The organism is Desulfospira joergensenii DSM 10085, assembly GCF_000420085.1.
Taxonomy (GTDB): Bacteria; Desulfobacterota; Desulfobacteria; order Desulfobacterales; family Desulfobacteraceae; genus Desulfospira; species Desulfospira joergensenii.
Window position 1 is genome coordinate 79,987 of the sequence record NZ_ATUG01000003.1, and the last position, 22,511, is coordinate 102,497.

At 49.9% G+C, this 22,511-nt stretch carries 23 protein-coding genes and 2 tRNA genes; 9 read left to right on the plus strand and 16 right to left on the minus strand.

Going from position 1 to position 22,511, the window contains the following annotated elements:
* Nucleotides 1–34: 34 nt before the first annotated feature.
* The 9 genes from F608_RS0124525 to F608_RS0124565 form a co-directional block, all read right to left on the minus strand.
* Entirely contained in the window at nt 35–1,201 is a 1,167-nt protein-coding gene (locus F608_RS0124525; RefSeq protein WP_022668383.1) for an MFS transporter, read from the minus strand.
* 118 nt (nt 1,202–1,319) lie between these two features.
* Nucleotides 1,320–2,690 (minus strand): PFL family protein, encoded by a 1,371-nt coding sequence (locus F608_RS0124530; protein ID WP_022668384.1) that lies wholly within the window; start codon nt 2,688–2,690, stop codon nt 1,320–1,322.
* Between the two features lie 63 nt (nt 2,691–2,753).
* On the minus strand, nt 2,754–3,308 hold the full coding sequence (locus F608_RS0124535) for a glycine cleavage system transcriptional repressor (RefSeq protein WP_022668385.1): 555 nt from the start codon (nt 3,306–3,308) through the stop codon (nt 2,754–2,756).
* A 7-nt stretch (nt 3,309–3,315) separates the two neighbouring features.
* Complete coding sequence (rpe, locus tag F608_RS0124540) at nt 3,316–3,966, minus strand: ribulose-phosphate 3-epimerase (protein ID WP_022668386.1); 651 nt, start codon at nt 3,964–3,966, stop codon at nt 3,316–3,318.
* Nucleotides 3,957–5,009, minus strand: a complete 1,053-nt coding sequence (locus tag F608_RS0124545; protein ID WP_022668387.1) for a PASTA domain-containing protein — start codon at nt 5,007–5,009, stop codon at nt 3,957–3,959. The genes rpe and F608_RS0124545 overlap by 10 nt, the downstream gene beginning before the upstream one ends.
* Nucleotides 5,006–6,373: a 16S rRNA (cytosine(967)-C(5))-methyltransferase RsmB gene (rsmB, locus tag F608_RS0124550; protein ID WP_022668388.1), complete on the minus strand. Its 1,368-nt coding sequence runs from the start codon at nt 6,371–6,373 to the stop codon at nt 5,006–5,008. The genes F608_RS0124545 and rsmB overlap by 4 nt, the downstream gene beginning before the upstream one ends.
* Complete coding sequence (fmt, locus tag F608_RS0124555) at nt 6,370–7,314, minus strand: methionyl-tRNA formyltransferase (RefSeq protein WP_022668389.1); 945 nt, start codon at nt 7,312–7,314, stop codon at nt 6,370–6,372. The genes rsmB and fmt overlap by 4 nt, the downstream gene beginning before the upstream one ends.
* Nucleotides 7,311–7,844, minus strand: a complete 534-nt coding sequence (gene def / locus F608_RS0124560; RefSeq protein WP_022668390.1) for a peptide deformylase — start codon at nt 7,842–7,844, stop codon at nt 7,311–7,313. The genes fmt and def overlap by 4 nt, the downstream gene beginning before the upstream one ends.
* Nucleotides 7,831–8,775 (minus strand): bifunctional riboflavin kinase/FAD synthetase, encoded by a 945-nt coding sequence (locus F608_RS0124565; protein WP_027363093.1) that lies wholly within the window; start codon nt 8,773–8,775, stop codon nt 7,831–7,833. The genes def and F608_RS0124565 overlap by 14 nt, the downstream gene beginning before the upstream one ends.
* 114 nt (nt 8,776–8,889) lie before the next feature.
* On the opposite strand from F608_RS0124565, the gene F608_RS0124570 reads away from it, so the two are divergent.
* Together F608_RS0124570 and F608_RS0124580 are read left to right on the plus strand one after the other, a co-directional pair.
* Nucleotides 8,890–8,976 (plus strand) — tRNA-Leu (locus F608_RS0124570).
* Nucleotides 8,977–9,687: 711 nt separating this feature from the next.
* Nucleotides 9,688–10,122 carry a Cif family virulence factor gene (locus F608_RS0124580; protein ID WP_022668393.1) on the plus strand — a complete coding sequence of 145 codons (435 nt, stop codon included), beginning with the start codon at nt 9,688–9,690 and terminating at the stop codon, nt 10,120–10,122.
* A gap of 186 nt (nt 10,123–10,308) precedes the next feature.
* Here the strand turns inward: F608_RS0124580 and F608_RS0124585 are convergent, their stop codons facing one another.
* Both F608_RS0124585 and F608_RS0124590 read right to left on the minus strand, forming a co-directional pair.
* The gene (locus tag F608_RS0124585; protein ID WP_022668394.1) at nt 10,309–10,986 is read right to left on the minus strand and encodes a uracil-DNA glycosylase; all 678 of its coding nucleotides are present in this window, start codon (nt 10,984–10,986) and stop codon (nt 10,309–10,311) included.
* 111 nt (nt 10,987–11,097) lie between these two features.
* Nucleotides 11,098–11,364 (minus strand): DUF6812 domain-containing protein, encoded by a 267-nt coding sequence (locus F608_RS0124590; RefSeq protein ID WP_022668395.1) that lies wholly within the window; start codon nt 11,362–11,364, stop codon nt 11,098–11,100.
* A gap of 294 nt (nt 11,365–11,658) precedes the next feature.
* Between F608_RS0124590 and F608_RS0124595 the strand changes: the two genes are divergently transcribed.
* Nucleotides 11,659–11,743 (plus strand) — tRNA-Leu (locus F608_RS0124595).
* Between the two features lie 209 nt (nt 11,744–11,952).
* The gene (locus F608_RS35330; protein WP_022668396.1) at nt 11,953–13,164 is read left to right on the plus strand and encodes a GGDEF domain-containing protein; all 1,212 of its coding nucleotides are present in this window, start codon (nt 11,953–11,955) and stop codon (nt 13,162–13,164) included.
* A 261-nt stretch (nt 13,165–13,425) separates the two neighbouring features.
* Here F608_RS35330 and F608_RS0124605 read toward each other — a convergent pair whose 3' ends face one another.
* From F608_RS0124605 to F608_RS0124620, 4 genes are all read right to left on the minus strand, one after another.
* Nucleotides 13,426–14,088 carry a YajG family lipoprotein gene (locus F608_RS0124605; RefSeq protein WP_022668397.1) on the minus strand — a complete coding sequence of 221 codons (663 nt, stop codon included), beginning with the start codon at nt 14,086–14,088 and terminating at the stop codon, nt 13,426–13,428.
* 140 nt (nt 14,089–14,228) lie between these two features.
* Nucleotides 14,229–14,768, minus strand: a complete 540-nt coding sequence (locus tag F608_RS0124610) for a C40 family peptidase (protein ID WP_022668398.1) — start codon at nt 14,766–14,768, stop codon at nt 14,229–14,231.
* 19 nt (nt 14,769–14,787) lie between these two features.
* On the minus strand, nt 14,788–15,285 hold the full coding sequence (locus F608_RS33290) for an LEA/WHy family protein (RefSeq protein WP_022668399.1): 498 nt from the start codon (nt 15,283–15,285) through the stop codon (nt 14,788–14,790).
* Nucleotides 15,282–15,635, minus strand: a complete 354-nt coding sequence (locus F608_RS0124620) for a flagellar basal body rod C-terminal domain-containing protein (RefSeq protein WP_022668400.1) — start codon at nt 15,633–15,635, stop codon at nt 15,282–15,284. The genes F608_RS33290 and F608_RS0124620 overlap by 4 nt, the downstream gene beginning before the upstream one ends.
* Nucleotides 15,636–15,963: 328 nt before the next feature.
* Between F608_RS0124620 and F608_RS0124630 the strand changes: the two genes are divergently transcribed.
* Nucleotides 15,964–16,503: a hydrolase gene (locus tag F608_RS0124630; RefSeq protein ID WP_022668402.1), complete on the plus strand. Its 540-nt coding sequence runs from the start codon at nt 15,964–15,966 to the stop codon at nt 16,501–16,503.
* Nucleotides 16,504–16,511: 8 nt separating this feature from the next.
* On the opposite strand, the gene F608_RS0124635 is transcribed toward F608_RS0124630, so the two are convergent.
* Nucleotides 16,512–17,213 carry a putative metalloprotease CJM1_0395 family protein gene (locus tag F608_RS0124635; RefSeq protein ID WP_022668403.1) on the minus strand — a complete coding sequence of 234 codons (702 nt, stop codon included), beginning with the start codon at nt 17,211–17,213 and terminating at the stop codon, nt 16,512–16,514.
* A gap of 254 nt (nt 17,214–17,467) precedes the next feature.
* Here F608_RS0124635 and hisB point away from each other — a divergent pair, with 254 nt between their 5' ends.
* From hisB to rpoD, 4 genes are all read left to right on the plus strand, one after another.
* Nucleotides 17,468–18,055, plus strand: coding sequence for an imidazoleglycerol-phosphate dehydratase HisB (gene hisB, locus F608_RS0124640; protein ID WP_022668404.1), 588 nt, complete (start codon nt 17,468–17,470; stop codon nt 18,053–18,055).
* Between the two features lie 44 nt (nt 18,056–18,099).
* The gene (hisA, locus tag F608_RS0124645; RefSeq protein WP_022668405.1) at nt 18,100–18,822 is read left to right on the plus strand and encodes a 1-(5-phosphoribosyl)-5-[(5-phosphoribosylamino)methylideneamino]imidazole-4-carboxamide isomerase; all 723 of its coding nucleotides are present in this window, start codon (nt 18,100–18,102) and stop codon (nt 18,820–18,822) included.
* Between the two features lie 75 nt (nt 18,823–18,897).
* Nucleotides 18,898–20,673: a DNA primase gene (dnaG, locus tag F608_RS0124650; RefSeq protein ID WP_022668406.1), complete on the plus strand. Its 1,776-nt coding sequence runs from the start codon at nt 18,898–18,900 to the stop codon at nt 20,671–20,673.
* A 23-nt stretch (nt 20,674–20,696) separates the two neighbouring features.
* Nucleotides 20,697–22,505 (plus strand): RNA polymerase sigma factor RpoD, encoded by a 1,809-nt coding sequence (gene rpoD, locus F608_RS0124655; protein ID WP_022668407.1) that lies wholly within the window; start codon nt 20,697–20,699, stop codon nt 22,503–22,505.
* Nucleotides 22,506–22,511: the final 6 nt, after the last annotated feature.

The following is a 22,511-nucleotide window of genomic DNA, read 5'->3' on the forward strand; positions in this document are numbered from 1 at the left end:
TCGAAAGATTTTCCACTGGGACTCATGCCCTAAACTATTTCAGTTTGGGGAATCTGGCAATAAAAAATAGGGAAATCAGGGGGAGAAAAGCAATATAAAAGAGGACCTGTTCGATTCCGTAGATATCGGCGAGCTTTCCCACCAGGGGGGAAAAGGCTCCCCCAAGGCCGTAGGCAAATCCCATCATCAGGCTGGAGACCATGGCCCGGGATTTGGGGGCAAGTTTCTGGGCCATGCCCACTCCCAGGGGCAGGGGGGCCAGCACCGAGAATCCCGCCAGAAAAGCCCCGATATATAGATAGGGGCCGGGCAGGTAGAGGTAGAGCATGAGTGCGGGCAACATCAGGAGATGGGAGAGAAAAAAGACAATCTTAAAACCGATCCGGTCTGCCAGGTATCCGCCCAGAAGTCCGCTCAGAGTGCCGGCCGCTATGAACAGGGAGACGATCAGGCCCACCGAGGTCAGGGCATGACCCTGTTTGGCAAGGAATACGGGCATGAACGTCATAAAGGCCTGACCGGTGACGGCCCTCAGAACCATGACAATCCAAATCAGGAAAATGGCCTTGTATACCTTTCCCAGGGAGTCCTTGACGGCACCGATAAATCCAAGGTGGGCCAGGTTTTCACTCACAGGCCGGGGCAGATAGCGCAGGCAGAACAGAAAGGAAATAAGGCCCAGTACCAGGGTCCAGGGCATGGCGGAAAGACCGAACCGGGCCACATACCAGGTGATGAAGATGGGACCCAGGGCAAAGGAGAGGGTTCCGCCGGTGTTGAAGATCGAAAGACAGAATCCCGTCCGATTCCCTGAATACAAAGGAATCATTCCCGTGGTGGAGGGGTGGAACATGGAAGAGCCCACAGATCCCAGGCAGAGCAGAAGAAGCAAAACCCAGAAATTCGGGGCCATTCCGGTAAAGGGAATGGAAAAAAAGGCCAGGAACAGCCCGGAAAGGACAAACCCCCTTGTCTCATACCGGTCTGCCAGATATCCCACGGCCGGCTGGATGATAAAGGATATAAACCGGACAAGTCCGGTGATCAGCCCCACCTGGGCAAGGCTCAGACTGAGGCGATCCACAAAGGCCGGCAGCAGCGGGGTAAAAAAGGAGGAGTAAAAATCTCCGGTAAAATGAACCAGGGTCAGGACAAGGATGAGCCTGTAATTGACCCGGGTTGAATCGGTTTGATCAGACATGGGATCTATCAATTAATAGTTGAGAATTGACAATTAATAGTTGTGGACGGCCCTTTGGGCGCCGGATTTATAAAATGGGGCGGAGCATCCTCAATTATTAATTCTTCATTATCCATTGTTAATTTTTAAGGCTGTGTATGGGCGCCGGAATCCTCCCGCCGTGGCGGACAAAAGAATCTTTCAGATCCAGATGGGGCACATCCATGATCCGGGCCTCCCCCAGAAGTCCGCCGAAAAAGACCTTGTCCCCGGCCTTTTTTCCGGGAACCGGTATCAGCCGGGTGGCCGTGGTCTTGGCATTGATCATGCCGATGGCCATTTCATCTGCGATGATTCCGGCCAGGCATTCCTCGGTGATGTCTCCGGGAATGGGAACCATGTCCAGTCCCACGGAGCATACACAGGTCATGGACTCCAGCTTTTCAATGGACAAAAATCCCCCATGGGCGGCCTGGGCGATGTTGAGATCCTCGCTCACCGGTATAAAGGCGCCGCTGAGTCCCCCTACATGGGAACTGGCAAAGGCCCCGCCTTTTTTCACGGCGTCGTTGAGCATGGCCAGAGCTGCTGTGGAGCCCGGGACCCCGATATGGGTCAGTCCCAGGGCCTGGAAGATCTCACCGATACTGTCCCCGACCGTGGGGGTGGGGGCCAGGGAAAGATCCACAACCCCGAACCGGATCCCCAGGTTTTCCGCCACTTCCCTGCCGATGAGTTCTCCCACCCGGGTGACCTTGCAGGCGGTCCGTTTGATGATTTCGGCAATACTTCCCAGGGTCATGTCCCGGTCTTCCAGATTCCTTTCTATGGCCCGCTTGACCACGCCCGGTCCGGAGACCCCGACGTTGATCACCGCATCGGCCACGCCGACGCCCAGATAGGCCCCGGCCATGAAAGGCATATCCTGGGGGATATTGGAAAATACGCAGAGTTTGGCGCAGGCCAGGCCGTCATCTTCAGCGGTCAGGGCCGCTGCCTCTTTGATGGCCCGGGACATCTCCAGAACGGCATCCATGTTGATGCCGGCCTTGGTGGTGGCCACGTTCACCGAGGCGCAGACCCGCTGGGTCTGGGCCAGGGCCCGGGGCAGGGCGCTGATCAGGGACCGGTCCCCTTTTGCCATCCCTTTTTCCACCAGGGCGGAGAATCCGCCGATAAAATCGATATTGACCTCTTTGGCAATGTCGTTGAGCTCAAGGGCGATCTCCACCATCTGTTCCGGGGAAAAACAAGCCCCCACAAGGGCAATGGGACTGATGGAGATCCGCTTGTTCACCACCTGGATTCCGTATTTCTCCCCGACGGCGTCGCAGACAGGGACCAGGCGGGCGGCATGTTTCAGGATCTTTGCCCTCACATTGCGCTTAAAGATATCAATATCATGGCTGATGCAGTCAAAGAGGTTGATCCCCAGGGTGACGGCACGCACATCTAAATTTTCATTTTTTACCATCTCTATGGTGGAGATGATTTCTTGGTCGTTAAACATGATTTTTCCTAAGGGTTTTTCCGTGAAAGTCTGGAAAGATGAGAATCAGACCATTCAGCGGATCTATATTTTATTGATGACATCAAAGATGTTTCTGTGCTGGATACGGATGTCGAGATCAAGCTCTGCGGCCTTTTGTTTCAGGGCGTCGAACATGGCTCCGGCATCCACATCAGGGGTGATCTGGACCTGGTAGGACATGACATTGGCCCTGGGGTCCAGTCCGCCCTTGAACACGGCCTTGAGATTGATAATATTGGCGTTGAATCCGGCAATAATTTTGGAAATTCTGGCCACCAGCCCCTTTTGATCCGGCCCGATGGTGGTGATCAAAAAGATGTCTCCCCCGGGATCATTACCGGTTTCCAGGTCATTGCCCAGGGTATTGATGTGGATGGTCAGGCCTGAAGTTCCGTTTTTTTCATCCAGACGTTTTCTGAGAAGGGTTTCATCGACTCCCGAAGGCGGCTCGATAATGAAAAATCCGGCAAACTGGTTCTGGAGGATCATCTGATTGACGTTTTCCAGGTTGCACTCCAGCTCATACAATAAATTGGAGATATGGGAGATGATGCCGGGTCTGTCCTTGCCCAGGACAGTGATAATCATTTTGTTCATGGTTCTTTTACATGGCCTTTCTGAGTTGGGATATGGTTTCTTTGTAGTCCGGGGTGTTGAAGATGGCGGATCCGGCCACAAAGCATGAGGCTCCGGCATCTGATATCTGCCTGATGGTGTCCAGGTTCACTCCCCCGTCCACCTGGATGATCGCCTTGGAATTTTTTTCTTCCAGCATCTTTGACAGCAGGCGGATCTTTTCAACGCTGGACTCAATAAACTTTTGTCCTCCGAATCCCGGATTAACGCTCATGATCAGGATGAAATCGAGCTGATCCAGGACCCATTGAACCGATTCCAGGGGGGTTGCCGGATTCAGGGCCACCCCGGCCTTGACTCCCAAACTTTTGATGAGCTGGATGCTCCGGTGGAGGTGGGTGCAGGCCTCTGCATGGACAGATATCAGATCCGCCCCTGCCTTTGCAAAGGAGGGGATCATGAGGTCGGGTCTTTCGATCATGAGGTGGACGTCCAGATCAAGACCGGAAACCCGTTTGCAGGCTTCCACAATGATGGGGCCGTAGGTGATGTTGGGCACAAAGGCGCCGTCCATCACATCGATGTGAATCCAGTCTGCCCCGGCCTTTTCAATTTCCTCAAGTTCCTTTCCCAGGCAGGTGAAATCAGCGGAAAGAATGGAGGGTGCGATTAATCCCATGGGTTTTCTCCTATGGTGAGCAACCGGGTCCATGAAGGGAGCCGGGACTCTGCCCAGAGCAGGTCTTCGGCCTCCCGGGTCCATGGATCCAGGGTTCTGTGTTTAACATGTTTTTGATCAACAAAAACGTCTATAATAGTTTTTATTCCCGCAGGAATCAAGATATTAATATCTTGTCCCGGAGAGAAATATTCGTTGAACAGGTCCAGGGTGAGACCGCCCATGGTCATTTCCACCCGGACGTGTTTTTTTAAAAACCCCGGAGAAAGGGGAGTTGATACCAGGATCACCCCTTTGAGATTGTCCGGGTCCATCTCCAGGTTTTGCCGGCTGTGGCTGGCCAGAAGTTCGATCTTTGATTCGGAAAGGACCGGATGTCCGGATATTGGATTCTGGGAAAGGACAATGCCCGGCCGGGTATTGGGACTGTTCCGGGATGTGATGGAATCGGGTTCCAGGTTCATCCCGTCCAGAACCTGGACAGCATCGGCAAGGAGGCTGCCCGTGAGATCCGGCATGACCATGGGGAGAGCCGAGGGTCCCCGGCTGACCAGAAGCATGCATGGGGCCTCTTTTGAAGATTGGGTAAAAGGCCTGGGATACTGGGCGATGACATGGTCCTTTCGGGTGTCCGGGGAGTGGACAAAACTTAAGGAAGCCGGTTTCAATCCAACACTTTCCAGGGTGAGGCCGGCCTGTCCAAGGGGCAGCTGCCTCAGATCCGGCATGAGGATCTCTTCCCGGCCCTTTGATATATAGATCATCACGTCTCTCCCCTTTTTGATAAGGGCGCCCGGGGCCGGATCCTGGAAGGTGATGCTGTACTCCGGGATGGCCGGATCATACTGGCTTCCAAGTAGCTTGGCGTTCAGGCCCATCCGGGTCAGGGTCTCCAGTACATAGATGATGTTTTTTCCCTTGAGCTGGGGCAGGACCACCTCTTTTGCACTCTTGGTAAACAGGGTGATGAACAGATATCCCCCGGCACCGGCCAGGGCAAAAACCAGGGAGAAGATGAGCAGGTATCTGAGTAAGATCTTCATGAACCTTTTCCCTTTGGAGACCGGATGAGCCTGGCGGCAAAAAAACCGTCCATGTGGGCATGGTCGGGATAGGTTTTAAAAAAACCCTGGGGATTGAGAATCCCGGGTAAGGCAAAGGATAAATCAGGATTTTTATCCAGGGTGAAATCCTTTCTCTTGAGCAGGAATGAATCGATCACATCCTCATTTTCTTCTTTTTCACAGGAGCAGACCGCATAGACCAGAACGCCTCCGGGCCTGACCAGGTTTGCAGCGGCATTGAGCATTTTTTTCTGCCGGCCTGAAAGCCGGATCACATCGTTCTGGGACCGTTTCCATTTGGTATCCGGGTTCCGGCGCATCACCCCCAGGCCTGAGCAGGGGGCGTCGATCAGGACCCGGTCAAAAAAAGTCTTACAATCTTTGAGGGTCGTCTTGAGAAGGTCTGCGTGCCGGGTCTCGACAATGGTGATCCCCAGTCGTAAGGCCTCCTGGTCCAGGCCGGCGAGTTTGGAAGTTACCGTATCCATTCCCAGGATACTGCCCTGGTCTTTCATGAGCTGGGCCAGGTGAAAGGCTTTGCTCCCAAGGCCGGTGCAGGCGTCCAGAACCGTTTCCCCCGGGCGGGGATCCAGGATCCTTCCCACCAGCTGGGCTGCCTCATCCTGGACCTGGAAATGGCCCTGGTCAAAACCGGGAAGATCCTGGACACGGACTCCGCGGCTTAGGATCTGAATCCCGTCAGGACTGGTTTGGGTCGGCTCTATCTCCAGTCCCGAGGATCTGAGGGCTGCCCCGAGATCCGTTCTGGTGGATCTCAGACTGTTTGCCCTCAGGGTGAGGGGAGGAATCTCATTGATGATGTTGAAGAGGATTCGGGTTTGATCTACTCCAAAAGCAGATCTCCATTTCTGCACCAGCCAGGAAGGAAATGAAAAGGATACGGCCATATGAGCCGGAGAGTTCTTTTTATGGGGAATCTGGATTTTGGAATGATTTTCAGCGGCATTTCTCAGGACCGCGTTGATAAATCCCGAGGCCTTTTTCAGTCCCTGGTTTTTTGCCAGGTCAATAGATGTGTTGATGGCGGCGAAATCCGGAATCCGGTCCAGAAAGATCATCTGGAATAGGGCGATCCGTAAAAGAATAATCACCCGGGTGTCCAGGCGGTTAAAGGGCATATCGGAAAAGGTTTTAATGATATGGTCCAGAAAGGCCCTTTGGCGGAGTACACCGAACACGATGGCATGGCACAGCCTCCGGTCCGGACCGGACATGGCATCCAGCCGGTCCTGGAAATGATCCAGGACATGGTCCAGGGTGGTTTTTATATTTTGAGACTCCTGGAGAAGGACCAGGGCTATATGGCGGGGATCCGGTGTCATTCCGCCGTAAAGCGGGCCGGCAGGTCTATCCTGTGTCCCCTTAGAAATTCATCTGCCCTGAGCCGCTTTCCCGATGATCCCATGAGTTCAAGGATGATCAGGCTTCCCTCCCCTGTTCCTACATGGATGCCCTGGTCGGAGATCCGGAGAATGAATCCGGGCTCTCCCTTTTCCAGGCTCACCCCGGCCCTGAAGATTTTGATTCTCTTTTTGTTTAAAAAGGTAAAGGCCCCGGGCCAGGGGGTCATGGCATTGATCTGGGCCCGGACCTGCTTAGCCGGTCTGGTCCAGTCGATGAGGCCGTCGGCTTTTTTGAGCATGGTGACGTAGGTGGCTTGGGAATGATCCTGGGGAACCGGTTCGACCCGGCCTTCAAGGATCTGGTCGATGGTTTCAAGGATAAGGCCGGCACCCATGGCCGAGAGCCGGTCGTGAAGATCCTGGGCCGTATCTTCTGTGCTTATGGACGTTTCCGAACTCAGCAGGATATCTCCCGCATCCATGGCCTTGGCCATGACCATGGTGGTCACCCCCGAGATCTTGTCCATGTTCATCACGGCGGCCTGGATGGGGGCGGCTCCCCGGTATCTGGGAAGAAGGGAGGCATGGATATTAATCGGGTAGACCTTTGGAATGTCCAGGATCTCCTGGGAAAGGATCTGGCCGTAGGCCACAACCACGAAAAAGTCAGGTTGGTGCGAGGCCAGCAGGGCAACATTTTCAGAATTGTTCAGCCGGTCCGGCTGGAAAACCTCCAGGCCGAGATCCAGGGCTGCTTCCTTAACCGGAGAAAATCCTAGCTTTTTGCCCCGTCCCCGGGGACGGTCCGGCTGGGTGATAACCAGGGGAATCTGAAAATCATTTCTTCCAGCCAGGGCTTTCAGGGCCGGAACGCTGAAATCCGGGGTGCCCATAAATATGATCCGGACAGGGTCTTTCAATCTTGCTCATCCTTTTTCATCTGTTTGAGGATTCTTTTCTTGTACATATTTCGTTTCAGGGACGAGATCCGGTCAATAAACAGGATCCCGTCCAGATGATCGATTTCATGCTGCATGATCACGGACATAATTCCGTCCGCATCAAACTCCAGCTTTTTACCCTCCAGGTTCAATGCCCGGACCGTAACCCGCTCGTACCGCTTGACGTCTGCCCGGTAATCCGGGACACTCAAACAGCCCTCGTTTTCCGAAGTAAAACTGCCCGAAGATGCGATGATCTCCGGGTTGATCAGGGCGGTAACCTCCCTTACGGAATCCTCTTTTTCAGGATCCTGGGCATGGGAATCATAGACGATGATCCGCTTGTTGACCCCGACCTGGGGAGCGGCAAGCCCCACACCGGAATCATGGAACATGGTCTCTCCCATGTCCCGGACAAACTCCCGGATCTCTTCATCAATGGTTTCCACTTTTACAGACGGCTGGGACAGGGATTTTTCAGGATATTTTAAAATTTCAAGTACGGCCATTTTTCTTCAGAATTTCCTTTGCAGTCTTTATATCTTGCCTGATCTGATCTGAAAGCTCTTCCAGGCTGGAAAATTTTTTTTCATCCCTGAGCCGGGCCACCATATTGACCCGGATCCGGGTTTCGTAGATATCGTCATGAAAATCCAGGATATGGACTTCAATGGTAAACATCTGGTCTCCGAAGGTCGGTGAAAACCCGATATTGGCCACCCCCGGGAAGTTCCCCTTTACCGTCTCAACGGTAACGGCATAGACTCCCAGTTTCGGGCAGAGCTCATCATGGAGTTTGATATTGGCTGTGGGAAAGCCGAGCTGACTGCCCCCCCTTTTTCTTCCCTTGACCACCTTTCCCCGGATCTGGTAGTGCCGACCCAGGTATTTTACGGCCTGCTCCACCCTTCCGTCCATGACGATTTCACGGATCTTGGTGCTGGAGATCCTTCCCTGCCCGGTATCGGTATCATTGATCCATGAAGATACAATGGTTTCATACCCGAGATCTTGACCCATATCCTTTAAAAGGCTTACATTGCCTTCCCGCTTCTTGCCGAATGAATAGTCCGGACCGATGATAATCGCTTTCATGCCTATTCTGCGGACAAGGATCTCCTTGATGAACTCCCGGGCCGGGATGGCGGAAAACTCCTTGGTAAAGGGGATGCAGATCAGAACATCAATGCCGGACTCTTTTATGAGTTCAAATTTCTGATCATGCCGGGTAATCAGGGGGGGGCTTGCAATGCCCAGGGCCCGCAAGGGATGGGGCTCAAAAGTTATGGCAACGGAGGTGCCGTTCAGCTCATCCGCCTTTTCCATCACCTGGTGCAGCAGAGCCTGGTGTCCCTTGTGAACACCGTCAAAATTTCCTATGGTAACAACAGCATTTGAATACGAGCCGCTGATCTGATCAATATTCTCGATTAACTCCATGATTCCTGTTTCTCTGGAATAAATATTCTTGACAAAAGCCACAAACAAATATATATAGCCTAACCATCGTTTTTAAGCAATCCTTAATTGGCTGCTGAGGGACGTGAATAAAGTGCCGAAGTGGCGGAATTGGTAGACGCACTAGTTTCAGGGACTAGCGAGCGCACGCTTGTGGGAGTTCGAATCTCCCCTTCGGCACCACCCACTGGAAAGCTGCTGTGATAACAGCGGCTTTTTTGGTTTCTAAGCCTGTAAACCTCATTTCTTCATTTGCCATACACCCTGCACAAATGAGGACTGAAAATGAGAACAGGCAACACCCCTTCTTATCTTATCTGGAAAAGCATAGGTCAATTCCCAGGAAGAAGTCTCTGTATCATGCCTGATGATATATTCCCCTCTGTCTGATCCCAGGAAGTTAAAATATCGGTGATCCGGGGTATGCCACATGTCAAAGATTTGATCCATCCGGATCTCCCTGTCTCGGATAAAAATTGACCGGGGGATCTCTTCTCTCTGGTGATTGGAATAGCATTTAATCTGAAATTCCATTGGGCTTTGATTTGGTATATTGGGATTTTATCAGGGTTAGTTCTGAGTCCAGTTTTATAGTTTCTATAGTTAATGCAGGATAATCTTCAACTGTACTTTTAGGATATTTTTTTCTTTACATATACCACTTTGTGGTTATTTTTATTTTTACAGATTCATTATAATTCATAGTGAAATGTTTGTCTTTGTCTATTCTATTACAGTTATATCATGTTTCATACCAACAATCTCCCAGTGATCTGATTATGAATCTGTGTTCAATGTGAATTCATATTTTAATTTATTAGGGTGAAATCAGTATGTTTCTCAATTCAATTGATTTTTGAGAGTGATCCCTTTTAAACAAAAAAGGAGAAAATTATGAACGTGTCTGTAAAAATTATTTTAACCTGGCTATTTACTATTCTTCTGATGATGGGATGTGTAGCCGGTGAGAAACAAGCCAAAAAGATGTCTCCAGATGAAAAAGCAATTAATATGGCTTTGGATAAAATGGTTAAAGCCAGATTTGTAGATCGCGACCTTGAAACTTATATGTCATTTTGGCATGAAAATGCTAAGGTTTCAAGAGGCTCTGGCAAGGATTTTATGTCAAAACAGGAATACAAAGCGAATGTTGCAAAATCCATCGCTGAAGGAGATAAACTTATATTGGTTTCAAAAAAAATAACGGTTAATGGGACTAATGCGGTTGCAAAAACGAAATATAAATTTAATGGGAAAGGGCCTTATCCCTGGCAATTTGATTTTGTCAAACACAATGGTATTTGGTTAATTCTTTCTGATAAATGGTAACCAATAAAAAAAATCTCATCATGATCAACTTACTATCGTATTATTTTTCCTTGAAAAAAACAGGCCCTCCCTATCTAACGGGAGGGTCATACTCCTTAATTAGTCCACGCTGATCTTAATCCAAACTCAACAAAACTCAATAAATCCTAATATTTTTTAAGTGTTTAGCCTATGGTGATCAGGTTGTCAGCCATTTTGGTTATGGCGTATAGTTTTAAGGAACTGCTCTCTGAACAATTCTGCTCCACCCATTGCTGGGTGTCTGACCTTTTCAGCTTTAATATCCATCTTTTTTAGGATAGATTCTGCTTTATTTCCCAAAGCAATAATCTTTCTGAAGGTAAAGGATTGTACTAAAGCCTTGAGAACAGCTTCTCCTTCTTTTAATTCAGATGTGTTTGGAGTTCTGTTGGACAATATGTTTTTTGAATTTTTATAGGGATGCCACGGAAAAGCATTCCAAAAAACAAAATTCCTTGTATCCAAGTTTTCATCAATCAGTTTTCCCCAAACTATTGTGGCTGTAGGTTCATTAAAACCGTCCATATGTTTTTTCTGATTGCTTGTTCTGTGGAGTGTGGCTTTAGATACATGGTGTGGCAGAATCCCTTGATCTACCTTGTGACCCTGGATAATCCTCTCTGATGTCATAGGGATGCCGGTAAAATGGCCACCTTGATATCCTAATGCCTCTGCCAGCAGGAGATATTCTGCATTTGTACGTTCATTCAGATAGGCCTTTAGATTTGATAATCTTTTTTTTGGGGCAGTTCTATCAACGTCATTTTCTGGATCAGAATCAACCCATGGATTAAAAACCAGGGGGCTCTCTTCCCTGTTCAGTAGTTTAAAAAATGAATCCATTATAATTGCAGGCTATCCAAAGTTCTAATTCCACTAATTTCGTTCACGACCCGGTGAACATCTCCCGGGCATCATTTTCTTTTTGGGTTTTGTTTGCACAATCACAGCCATTTATTTTTGATTCTCATCGGGTGAGCACCAGATGATGTGACGTTTGTTTACGAAGAGAACAGGATGGTCAATCGCTTTTTTCAGGCCGGTCTGATGCACGGTGGCGCCATTTAGAACAAGAAATTCTTCTTTTTTGCTTCCCACAAGATCGGAAAGACGGTCATACCCATGTTCCTGGTTAATATTGGCCTGCCCGTTTATCGTTGTGCCGTCAACAAGCTTGATCATGATTATACGATATTCGGTAACCCTGATTTTATTGTCCATACCGGTATCCTCCTGTTGAAAGAATGATAAGGGGAAGTGCATTGATAGGATTACAGGCAGGAGAGGGGATTGTCAATGGAATGGGTGGCAGGAAGCAAGGCATTGAATCGGCGGCATGGTTTTGCGAATAATTTGACTGTTCCTGCAATTCTAATCAAATCAAGGGACTGATGTTAAGGAGGTTTTTTCTTGACATTTTAACCCAATTTTTATATAGGTTCTTGTCCTGCTGTTCGGACTAATTTGGTTGAATTGAACCGCAGGATGGAACAACGCTAAACAGAGTGAATATTTGCCGAAGTGGTGGAATTGGTAGACACGCTAGACTTAGGATCTAGTGCCGCAAGGCGTGGAGGTTCAAGTCCTCTCTTCGGTACCAAATAACTAACGGGAATCATTTATGATTCCCGTTTTTTTATGGAATTAAAAGACGGTGCTGGAGATGGATGTTGTTTTTTTAACCAGGAAAACAGTTATCAAACCTGTTTCCTTAATGGGGCTGCCAGGGTCCGCCCCGGATTGTTTCAGGGTTCTCTGCCGGTTTTTCTCCTTAGATTTTCTAAATCGTAAAGATATAGGGAGAACCCTATGTCCGTTATGACAGGCGTAAACTGGCTCAATGCCCTTGATATGAGGACAATTATCCTGGTGGCCCTGATGGTCACTTATATTTCCACCTATATAATGGCCGTCACCTGGGTGCGGATCCAGGGAAAATTCCAAGGAATCGGAGGGTTTACAGGTTATTTCGGCTTGACTGCCCTGGGTCTTAGCCTGGTTCTGTTTAAAGGCCAAATTTCAGATCTGATCACCATTGTGGGGGTAAATGCCCTGATGTTTGCCGGGATGGTCATGTTGGCAGGGGGTATGGCCAGATTCCTGAATGTCTTCATGAATAGAAGCTACTATTTCCTTTTATTCATGGTGTTTATCCTGCTTTACGTCTGGTTTGCAATGGTGAATCCCGACGTACGCATTCGGATCATGATTTTTTCCGGGAGTGTGATTCCCATACAGGTGCACCTTCTCTGGATGATTTTTTTCAAGGCAGCGCCGGATCAACGAAGACACGCCTTTAATACCGGAATAACCATCCTCCTCTTTTTTATCATTTTTTTGATCCGGCTTTTAATTGCCTTTTTCTTCCCTGAACCCGAGAATTATCTGTATGACAGAATGCCGGATCATCTGTTTCAATCCCTTTTGATCGCCCTTATTGTGCTGCTGTCCCATTCCCTCCAGTTGATGATCAACAGCAGACTGTTAAACCTGACCCAATGTCATGCACGGGTTCAGGAAAGACTTGCCTGTCAGGATGAATTGACGACCCTGTACAATAGAAGAAAGCTCAACGAACTTGTGGAAAATGAATTTTCACGCTTCCGGCGTCATGGCCGGGCTTTTTCACTCATCCTTGGTGACATTGATCTTTTTAAACAGATCAATGACCGCTGCGGCCACACCAAAGGAGATCAGGCCCTGATCCGGGTGGCAGAGATTTTAAGAGAAAATATCCGAGCGGAAGATACTGCCGGCCGGTGGGGAGGAGAGGAGTTTTTGATCCTTCTGCCTGAGACCGGGCTTGATGATGCTGTTAAGGTGGCCCGGAAGCTGAGAAACATATTTACCTGTCAAGGAGCAGAGACCCGTGCTCTTTTTGGCCAGTCCCTGAGCCTCAGCTTTGGTGTGGCCCAAGTTGAGGATCAAACAGATATGGAAAAGGTGCTCAGGCAGGCGGACATGGCCATGTACCAGGCAAAGGAGGAGGGGAGGAACCGGATGGTCGCATATTCCCTGTAACTGTCCACGCCGGCCGGCATCCAGTTTCTCAACGTTTTGTTCAGGATTTTTGTTTCATTCGACAATTCTCAAACTTCAAAGCCTTTTTAAGAATAAAGATTCTGCCATCCAACCCGTTTTACCAAGGAGTCATCCGGTCTGAGAATTTATATCCATGCCATTGGCCTGTCAGAGCAAAGCCGTCCTTGCCTGACCCGGAAAAGAGCCGGATCAGGCTGGGGAAATCATAAAAAAGCAGTGTTGATTGGAAGGACGGTCTAATTAATCAAAGGGCAGGGCTTTTGCCAGCACCTCGGCCAGGGTTTTGTTATAAAAGCCTTCCACCTTTTCCCGGGTAAAGTGGACCTCAGTACGTTCCAGGGTCAGGGCCACAGGGATGGTTTCCAGTTCCTTGGCGGTCTTTTTTCCCAGGAAAAAAGTGATGTCCAGGTCCAGGACCATTTTGGTCACGACCCCGCTTTTTTCGGCGCGCAGGTCAAAGGTGTTGATCCGGGCGGTCAACAGGGTATCCACCGGAGCCTCTGTGCCGGCAAGGCCCTTCAGGTCCGGAGACCAGGCCGGGGCCGGATAGACCTTGAGTCCTTTCCGTTCCAGGTAGATCCTTGTCTGGTCCGTGAGAGCCTGGGCAAGGTCTGTGCCCCGGACCAGGAAAACCTCCCTGGAATCGTCATTCAGCACCCGGTGGCCGATTTCCGATGCCGGAGTCTGGCCGCGCTGGTCAATGAACCGGGCCAGGGCCAGTGTTCCCTGGGCAGTGGCCCTGGGTGAGTCGGTATAGGCCAGGGTGATGAATTTGGGACCCGAAGCGGCGCAGCCCCCCAGCAGAACCAGGCAGATCAGCAGGATCAGATACCGGGCCGGAAGAAATGTAACAGGTTGTGTGAAAAGACGGGGTAAATTGGTTCGAATCAAAAAGTGGTTCATGGGAAAATCTCCTTGCTGGAAAATGTGGTTTCGATCCGTACTCATAACAGCAGAAGGCCAAAGTGTAAACCCCAATGAAAGGCAGCGAATTGGCTGGTAAATTCCATAGTTCCCTGATTTGGTGCTGGATTTGGGACAGATCACCGGGGTTCAATATAAGACCGGGCTCCGAGAAAATGATCTTTAAAATAGACATTGTCAAGAAAGGCAATTTGGACGGTCTTGCCCCGTCCGGGGGCATGAACAAATTTTCCATTGCCGATGAAGATGCCGACGTGAAGTCCGGCTTTCTTTTTGGGACTGCTGAAAAAGACAAGGTCACCCGGGACAAGGGACTCTTTTGGGACGGGTCTGCCGTTTTTAAACAGGGCAGAGGTGGTTCTCGGGACCTGGATGCCGGCCGAGCCATGGGTGTAGTAGACCAGGCCGCTGCAGTCAAATCCCCGGGCCGGGTCATGGCCGCCCCAGGCATAGGGAGTGCCGATGCTCTGAAGGGCATGGGAAAAGATTGCTTTTCTCGGGTTGGAAAGGTCCTGGGGTGTGTAACCCCGGGTAATGGAAGGTTCTTTCGGCGGGATGTGGGTGGCGGCTGGTTGGTGGGTGGAGCAGGCCGTTAAAAAAAGAGTGGCCCAGAGGAGAAGAGAAAGGATGGGACGGGTATGGTCGAATTTGAATTTCACGGATGGCCCGGGATGGTGATCAATTCTGGCCGCCCCCGGCCGGAAAGGAAAACTCTCCTTTTTTGCTCACCCGGATCATGGGGCTGAAGCCGCCGGTGTCCAGCTTGACGTCCAAACGGTAGCTGAGTTTGTCCCTGGATCCACCCCGGATCAGGTCGGAAAAAAGATTCATACTGCCCAGAAGACTCAATGATCCCTTTAAAAGGATATCCTCTTCTCCGTAGCCGGGCACAAGGGGCAGATCATTGGAAACACCGGTGAAGATCTTATGGTTTTCAATGCTGAGGGTATAGGAGATCCCGACCAGGTCAAGGTCGGACCGGTTGGGGTTGACCACGTGAAGTCCGACCTCAAACCCCGGGGCCATTCCCTGGCCGGGAACGGCTTTGAATGAAGTCACGCTGACCACGGGAGTCTCGTAATCCTGTTTTAAAACAGAGCAGGCCGTACAGCAGAGGAAGAGAACAAGGATCCCGGAACCGAGAAATAATTTCAGTATAGGGATTTTTTGATTCATCCGATGATGTCGATCACCGAGCCAAGGGTCTCATCCGTGGTTTTTATCACCTTGGCATTGGCTTCAAACCCGTTCTGGGCCGAGATCTGCTGGACAAATTCTTCTGCAATATCGGTATTGGACAATTCCTTGAGGGAACCGTCGTTTTTCAGGGGATCTTCCACCAGGGGGCCTGAGCTCGTATCCTGGGTGGTATAGGTGGTGACGCCTCCGTTTTCCCCTTCAATGTTGCGGGTCCGGCTGGCTTTGAATTCATCGGACAGGGAATTGGCCACATTGTTGGCGCTGGTGTTCATCTGCCGGGTAAAGGCCTGAAGGGCGGAAACGGAATTGCTTAGGGACGAAATCATTTTTATTACCTCCGTAAAACACTTTTTTTCTGGTCCCTGAAATTTATGCAAAAAACGTGCTCAATTATCAATATTATGCGAAAATGCTGTAAAATCGAAGGGTTATGAGATTTTTGTTCGATTTCGGGGTCTGGTTCCTGGATGAGAGTTGACCAATTTTGTATCAAAAATGGACAAAAAATGTTGCCCGGGAGGATCATATGCCTGGAGTGTGGGAATGAAAAGGCTTGTTTTTTCATGTCAAGCTGGTAGATTTTTCCAGGCAGCGAACCGCCGCACATCGGGGCGGTTCTTTTGTGCACCACCCCTTATGCAGAGGAGACTGTTCATGTTTTGCGTTGAAAATTCAGTGCTTGTCCTGGTTGACGTTCAGGGACGCCTGGCCCAGTTGATGTACGAAAAGGAGAGGTTGTTCACATCCCTTGAAACCCTGGTCAAAGGAATGAAAATTCTCGGCGTGCCCATTATCTGGATGGAGCAGATCCCTTCCAAGCTCGGCCCGACCATTGACTCTCTTTCGAAAATCATGGAGAAAGAGCGTCCCATTGAAAAAAATTCTTTTTCCTGCTGCGGTGAGCCTGAATTCATGGATAGATTGAACGGGCTTGGCAGAAACCAGGTGCTGATTTCGGGCATAGAAACCCATATATGCGTGTTCCAGACCGCTTTTGACCTTCTCGAAAAGGGATGTGAGGTCCAGGTGGTTTCCGACTGTGTCGGCTCCCGGACCCTGGAAAATAAAGAAATCGGACTCAACCGGATTGTTCAATCCGGGGGGCAGCTCACCTGTCTTGAGATGGTCTTTTTTGAATTGATGAAAAAGGCCCAAGGAGATGCCTTTAAACAGATCGTTGCTTTCCTCAAGTAGGGAAGGGGTTACACGGCAAGCTGAAAAGAATGGGTGGCCTTCTCCGGCAGGCCTTTGACCCGGACATAGGCCTCTGAAGCTTCCCTTGAACTGCCGAAAGCTGTTTCTTCATTGGCCCGGGCCTGTTCCTCGGCCTGCAAGGTCATCAGTTCAGACAATGCCTTTGAGGCCATTGCGCTTGCCTTTGAAGCGACTTTGACATCCTGGGCAGAAGGGTTGGCCGGGGCAAGGGCGGCATTTTTCACCTTCTGCATCTTCTGGATGGTTGCCTTGGGGTCTCCCGGAACAGGGGCCGTATCAATGCTCACCTCTCCGGCCACGGCATAATTTACACCGTCCGGTCCCCGCTGAAAGGTGAAATTGGCTCCGGAGAGGGCCAGTCCTCCGGCGGCCGCAATATGGGCCATTTCATGTCTTCTGACTTCCGAATCTGCCTGCTTGAGTTCCGTGACCAGTCTGAGTTCAGCCTGGGTCAGGCCGTTCTCGGCCGTTTCCGAACCGGTTCCGGTGCGATCAACTGCGGTTTCCCCGGATTCTGCTTTGTTTGCGCTCTCGGTTCCCACCGGCTCTGGCTGAATCATTTCTCCGGCTGAATTGACCGGGACCCGGGAGGCTCCATTTTTTTGAACCTTGTCGTCCCTATCTCCGGGCATGGATTGGGTCTGAAATCCCGGATATGGCGTGCTATATGGGCTGGTCTGGATATTCATGGGCAAAAAGCCTATAAAACTCTTATAAAATTATCTTTGTGCCTCAGAACATTATTATAAGTATTTTCAGGCCTTTTTTCAATTTGTTTTTTCGGGGCTCGGATTCCGGAATCCGGGGAGGGGTTCGTGAAATTAAATATTTGACAACAAAAGGAAGATGCTGTACTGTAACAGGATTCGTTCCACACTCTCTTGGCCGGAACGAGGTTTGGCTGATACTATAACAGACCGAGTTCGTTTTCAAGGATAATCTTATGGGTCGACAAGCAGACGTTACCAGGCACACCAAAGAAACCCAGATCGATCTTCACATGGATTTAGACGGAACAGGGCAGGCCGACATTTCCACAGGGATTCCTTTTTTTGATCATATGCTCACCGCATTTGCCGTCCACGGCTTCTTTGACCTTAAAATCAAGGCCAGGGGAGATCTTGATGTGGATTATCATCACACGGTTGAAGATACGGGACTGGTCCTTGGTCAGGCCGTGGCAGAGGCCCTTGGGTCCAAAAAAGGAATTGTCCGGTTCGGTGACAGTTGCGTGCCCATGGACGAGGCCCTTTCCAGAACCAATATTGACCTGTCCAACCGGCCCTTTCTGGTATACAATTTTCCTGACGACCTTACATCATGCGGCCCTTTTAATGCCTATCTTGCCCGGGAATTTTTCCAGGCATTCAGCGTAAAGGGGTGTTTCAACCTGCATATCAATGTGAATTACGGCTCCAATGAGCACCATGTGCTTGAATCGGTATTCAAGTCCATGGGCAGGGCCCTGCATGGGGCCAGCCGGATAAATGATAAGATAACCGGAATACTTTCCAGCAAGGGCAGTCTGTAAAAAACCTTCACGTTTCACTTTTTGTTTATGAAAAAAATTCTACCATGATTATTATACCTGCAATCGACATCAAACAGGGCAAGTGCGTGCGGCTTCTCCAGGGCCGAATGGAAGAGGCTACCCATTATTCAGATAACCCTGCCGACATGGCCGTAAAATGGGAAGAGCAGGGCGCCCGGCTCATCCATGTGATCGACCTGGACGGCGCCTTTGCCAAAGAAGTTACAAATTTTGAAAGCATCCGGGAGATACTGAAAAATATCAAGACGCCCATCCAGGTGGGGGGCGGTATCCGGGACATGAAGACCATTGAACGCCTTCTCAATGCCGGGGTCTCAAAGGTCATCATCGGAAGCGAAGCCCTGTACAATCCAGACCTGGTAAAGGAGGCGGCCCGTTCCTTTGAAGGGAAAATTGTCGTTGGCATCGATGCCAGGAACGGGATGGTGGCAGTGGAAGGATGGAGTCAGACATCTGAAACCCGGGCCGTTGACCTGGCCAGGGAATTTGAGTCCTGCGGGGTCGCAGCCATTAATTTTACCGATATCCACAGGGACGGCATGCAGACCGGTCCCAATATCCAGGAAACCGGTGATTTGGCCAGGGCGGTATCCATCCCGGTGGTCGCTTCGGGAGGGGTTTCCACCCTCCAGGACATCAAGAATCTCCTGGAGATCGAACATCTGGGAGTCACCGGGGTGATAACGGGGAGAGCGATCTACGAGGGGACCCTGGACCTCAAAGAGGCCATCAAGATTTCAAAATAGTAATATTGACTTGTTTTTTTAAGTAGTTATTCTTATATCTATTAAACCAAAGTTTTGGAGTCGGCGCCACCAAAGATGTACGTTCCTGAAGAAAAAATTTCTGAAATCCTAAACACTTCGGACATTGTAGAACTCGTATCCGAATCTGTTATCCTAAAAAAGTCAGGAAGAAATTTTTTCGGTCTCTGCCCGTTCCATTCAGAAAAGACCCCTTCTTTTTCAGTCAATCCCAATAAGCAGATCTTCTATTGCTTCGGCTGCGGGGCAGGGGGGAATGCCCTTGCCTTTGTCATGAAATACCATGGCATCGGGTTTCCCGAAGCAGCCAGAATGCTGGCCAGAAAACACAATATTCCCATTGAAACCAAAGATCTTGATCCGGCCAAAAAACAGCAGATTCAATCCCGGGAATCCCTTTTCAGACTCAATAAAAAGGTCATGTCCTATTATTCCGGGATTTTAAAAGAGGATCCTGCCGGGAAGATTGCCGGGGCCTACCTGGAAAAAAGAGGGACCCATCCGGATATCATCGACCGGTTCTGTCTGGGATACTCCGCCGATAAATGGGATGGGGCTGTAGGGTTTCTGCGCAAAGAAAAAGTGGGGCGGAAAACCGCCCTGAACTCGGGTCTGATCCTGCCCAGAAAACAGGGCCAGGGATTTTACGACCGGTTCAGGAATCGGATCATGTTTCCGATATTTGATATTAATATGCAGGTGGCCGGATTTGGCGGGCGGGTCATGGATGATGCCATGCCCAAGTATCTGAATTCTCCTGAAACCCCGGTATACAGTAAAGGCCGGATTCTTTACGGCCTCCATGCGGCCAAGCAGCATTGCCGGCAGGAGGGAAGCGTCTATATTGTTGAAGGCTACTTTGACTTTCTATCCCTGTTTCAGCACGGGATCAAAAACTGCGTGGCCAGCCTGGGCACGGCTCTTACTTCGGAACATGTCCGGATTTTAAAGGGGTATGCCTCGAAAATGGTATTGGTGTTTGATTCTGATGCCGCAGGGATCAATGCGGCCAAGAGGAGTATCAAGATCTTCATGCAAGAGGGAGTGGACACAAGGATTCTGGTGCTGCCCGACGGCAATGATCCGGATTCCTTTGTCATGTCCCGGGGAAGAGATGCCTGGGACGGGGTGGCAAAGGGGGCAAAAACCATAATGGAGTTTTTGCTCCACCTGTCCATGGAGACCCACGGGCTGACCGTGGAAGGCCGGGTGAAGATCCTGGAAGACATGAAAGCCTACCTGGCGGAAATTTCAGACAGCGCCCTGAGATCCCTCTATGTTAAGGAGCTTTCCGAAACCCTAAATATCGATGAAAAGGCGGTTCTTGAAAAAGTCAGGGATCAGGTCAATAGAAAAGGGAGCCATGCCCCAAGGGGGAGACTGGAAGAGGAGATACCAAAGGAGTCGGATCCCCTGGAGGAACAATTGGTGTCCATGATGCTTAATTTTCCTGAAACCATACCCGATCTGATCCAGGCCAAGGTATTTGATTTCTTTCAATCTGACCGGTTGAGAAAAATTGCCCAATTGATCTCTCGAACAGACCCGGGGGATTCGGGTCTGGTAAACGAAATCCTCGGCAGGGTCGGGGGTGAGGCCGACCAGGAACTGATTGCGTCCCTTGCCATGAAAGGCAGTATGGCAAAAGAGGAAGAGAAAGTTGAAAATATACACGAGACTGCTGGTGATATCATCAAGCGCTTCATCAGGGTCCGCAAAAAGAATGAAAATAAAATAACAACCAAAATAATCAGTGCGGAAAGGGGCGGTGATGCCGATGTGATGGAACTGCTGAAATTGAAACAGCAGGAAATCCAGGAGTACAGCCGATAACTTTAAGCCTTGGGAGGCAATTTATGGCAGATAAGACAAACCAGTCTGGAGAGAATGTGGTTATCAGTGATAACATATTAAAAAAACTCATTAAAAAGGGTAAAAAAACCGGAAATCTCTCTTTTGCCGAAATCAACGAAGCCATTTCAGATGATCTATCATCCTCTGATCAGATAGAAGATATTATCCTTCAGTTCAAAGAGCATGGGATTGAGCTTGTGGATATGGGAGAACCTAAGAAAAAAAAGGGGAAAACTGCTGCCAAAACCACAAAAAAGGTGGTGCAGGCGGAGAAAAAAACAGCCAAGAAAGATCCTTTTGCTCCCAAAAAGGAGCGATCAGATCTGGAATTCGGTGCAGTCACCGATCCTGTTAAGATGTACCTGAAGGAAATGGGAATGGTTACCCTCCTGAGCCGGGAAGGGGAGATCGAAATCGCCAAAAAGATCGAACTGGGCGAACGGGACATGCTCAGGGCCATGCTGGACTGCCCCATCTCCCTGACCACCATTTTCATGTACGGGGCAAAGATGGAAAAGAAACTCATGCGCCCCAAGCATGTGCTCCGGGATGTGGATGAGGGAGACGGTGTGGTGGATGAAGCGTCCAAACAGGAAAAATTTCTCGATTCTTTAACCATCATCAAAGAGATCCATGAGAAAAACCAGGATAAGCGGGAAGAGCTTCGAAAGACCAAGAAAAGAACAAAAAAATATGAAACCCTGTCCATGGAGATCTTTGAAAATACCGAGACCATATTTGAGCAGCTCAAGCCCTGGCGGTTCGAGGCCAGCATCATCGACGGGATTGAAAAGAGCATCAGAAACACCATCACCTGGTTCGACACCATCAACACCCTTTTGGAAAGATGTGCCAAAACCTTTAATGTTTTAAAGGACACCATGCTCAAACAGGCGTCTGACCAGGAGAAGTTTGTGAGCTGGGCCGTTGCCAGGAGCCATTTATCCGAAGAAAGGGCGATTGTCCTGTACAATGACATCATCGCCATCACGGAACAGGTCTCCCAAAAAAACGACAGCCTCAAAGGGGATGCCGATGATCTGCGCGCCATTGTCAAAGGGATTGACAAGGGCCGGAGAAATGCGGATTCCGCCAAACGGGAGCTTGTCAGGGCCAATCTGCGCCTGGTGGTCAGTATTGCCAAGAAATATACCAACCGGGGACTTCAGTTCCTGGATCTGATTCAGGAGGGCAATATCGGCCTGATGAAGGCGGTGGACAAGTTCGAATACAGGCGGGGATACAAGTTTTCCACCTATGCCACCTGGTGGATCCGCCAGGCCATTACCCGGGCCATTGCCGATCAGGCCAGGACCATCCGGATTCCGGTCCATATGATTGAGACCATTAACAAGCTGATCCGGACCTCAAGGTACCTGGTCCAGGAAATGGGCAAGGAACCCTCACCCGAAGAGATCGCCGAAAAAATGGAGATCCCCATTGAAAAAGTAAGAAGGGTTCTGAAAATTGCCAAGGAACCTATCTCCCTTGAAACCCCCATTGGAGAGGAAGAAGACAGCCATCTGGGTGATTTTATCGAGGACAAGAAATTCTCCATTCCTTCGGAAGCGGCCATTGATTTCAGCCTGGCCGAACAGACCCGCAAGATCCTGGCCACTTTAACCCCCAGGGAGGAAAAGGTGCTGCGGATGAGATTCGGCATAGGCGAGAAATCCGACCATACCCTGGAAGAGGTCGGAAAAGATTTCACCGTCACCCGGGAAAGGATCCGCCAGATTGAAGCCAAGGCCCTCAGGAAGCTGAGACACCCGACAAGAAGCAAGAAGCTCAAGACCTTTATTGAGAATTAAATCTTG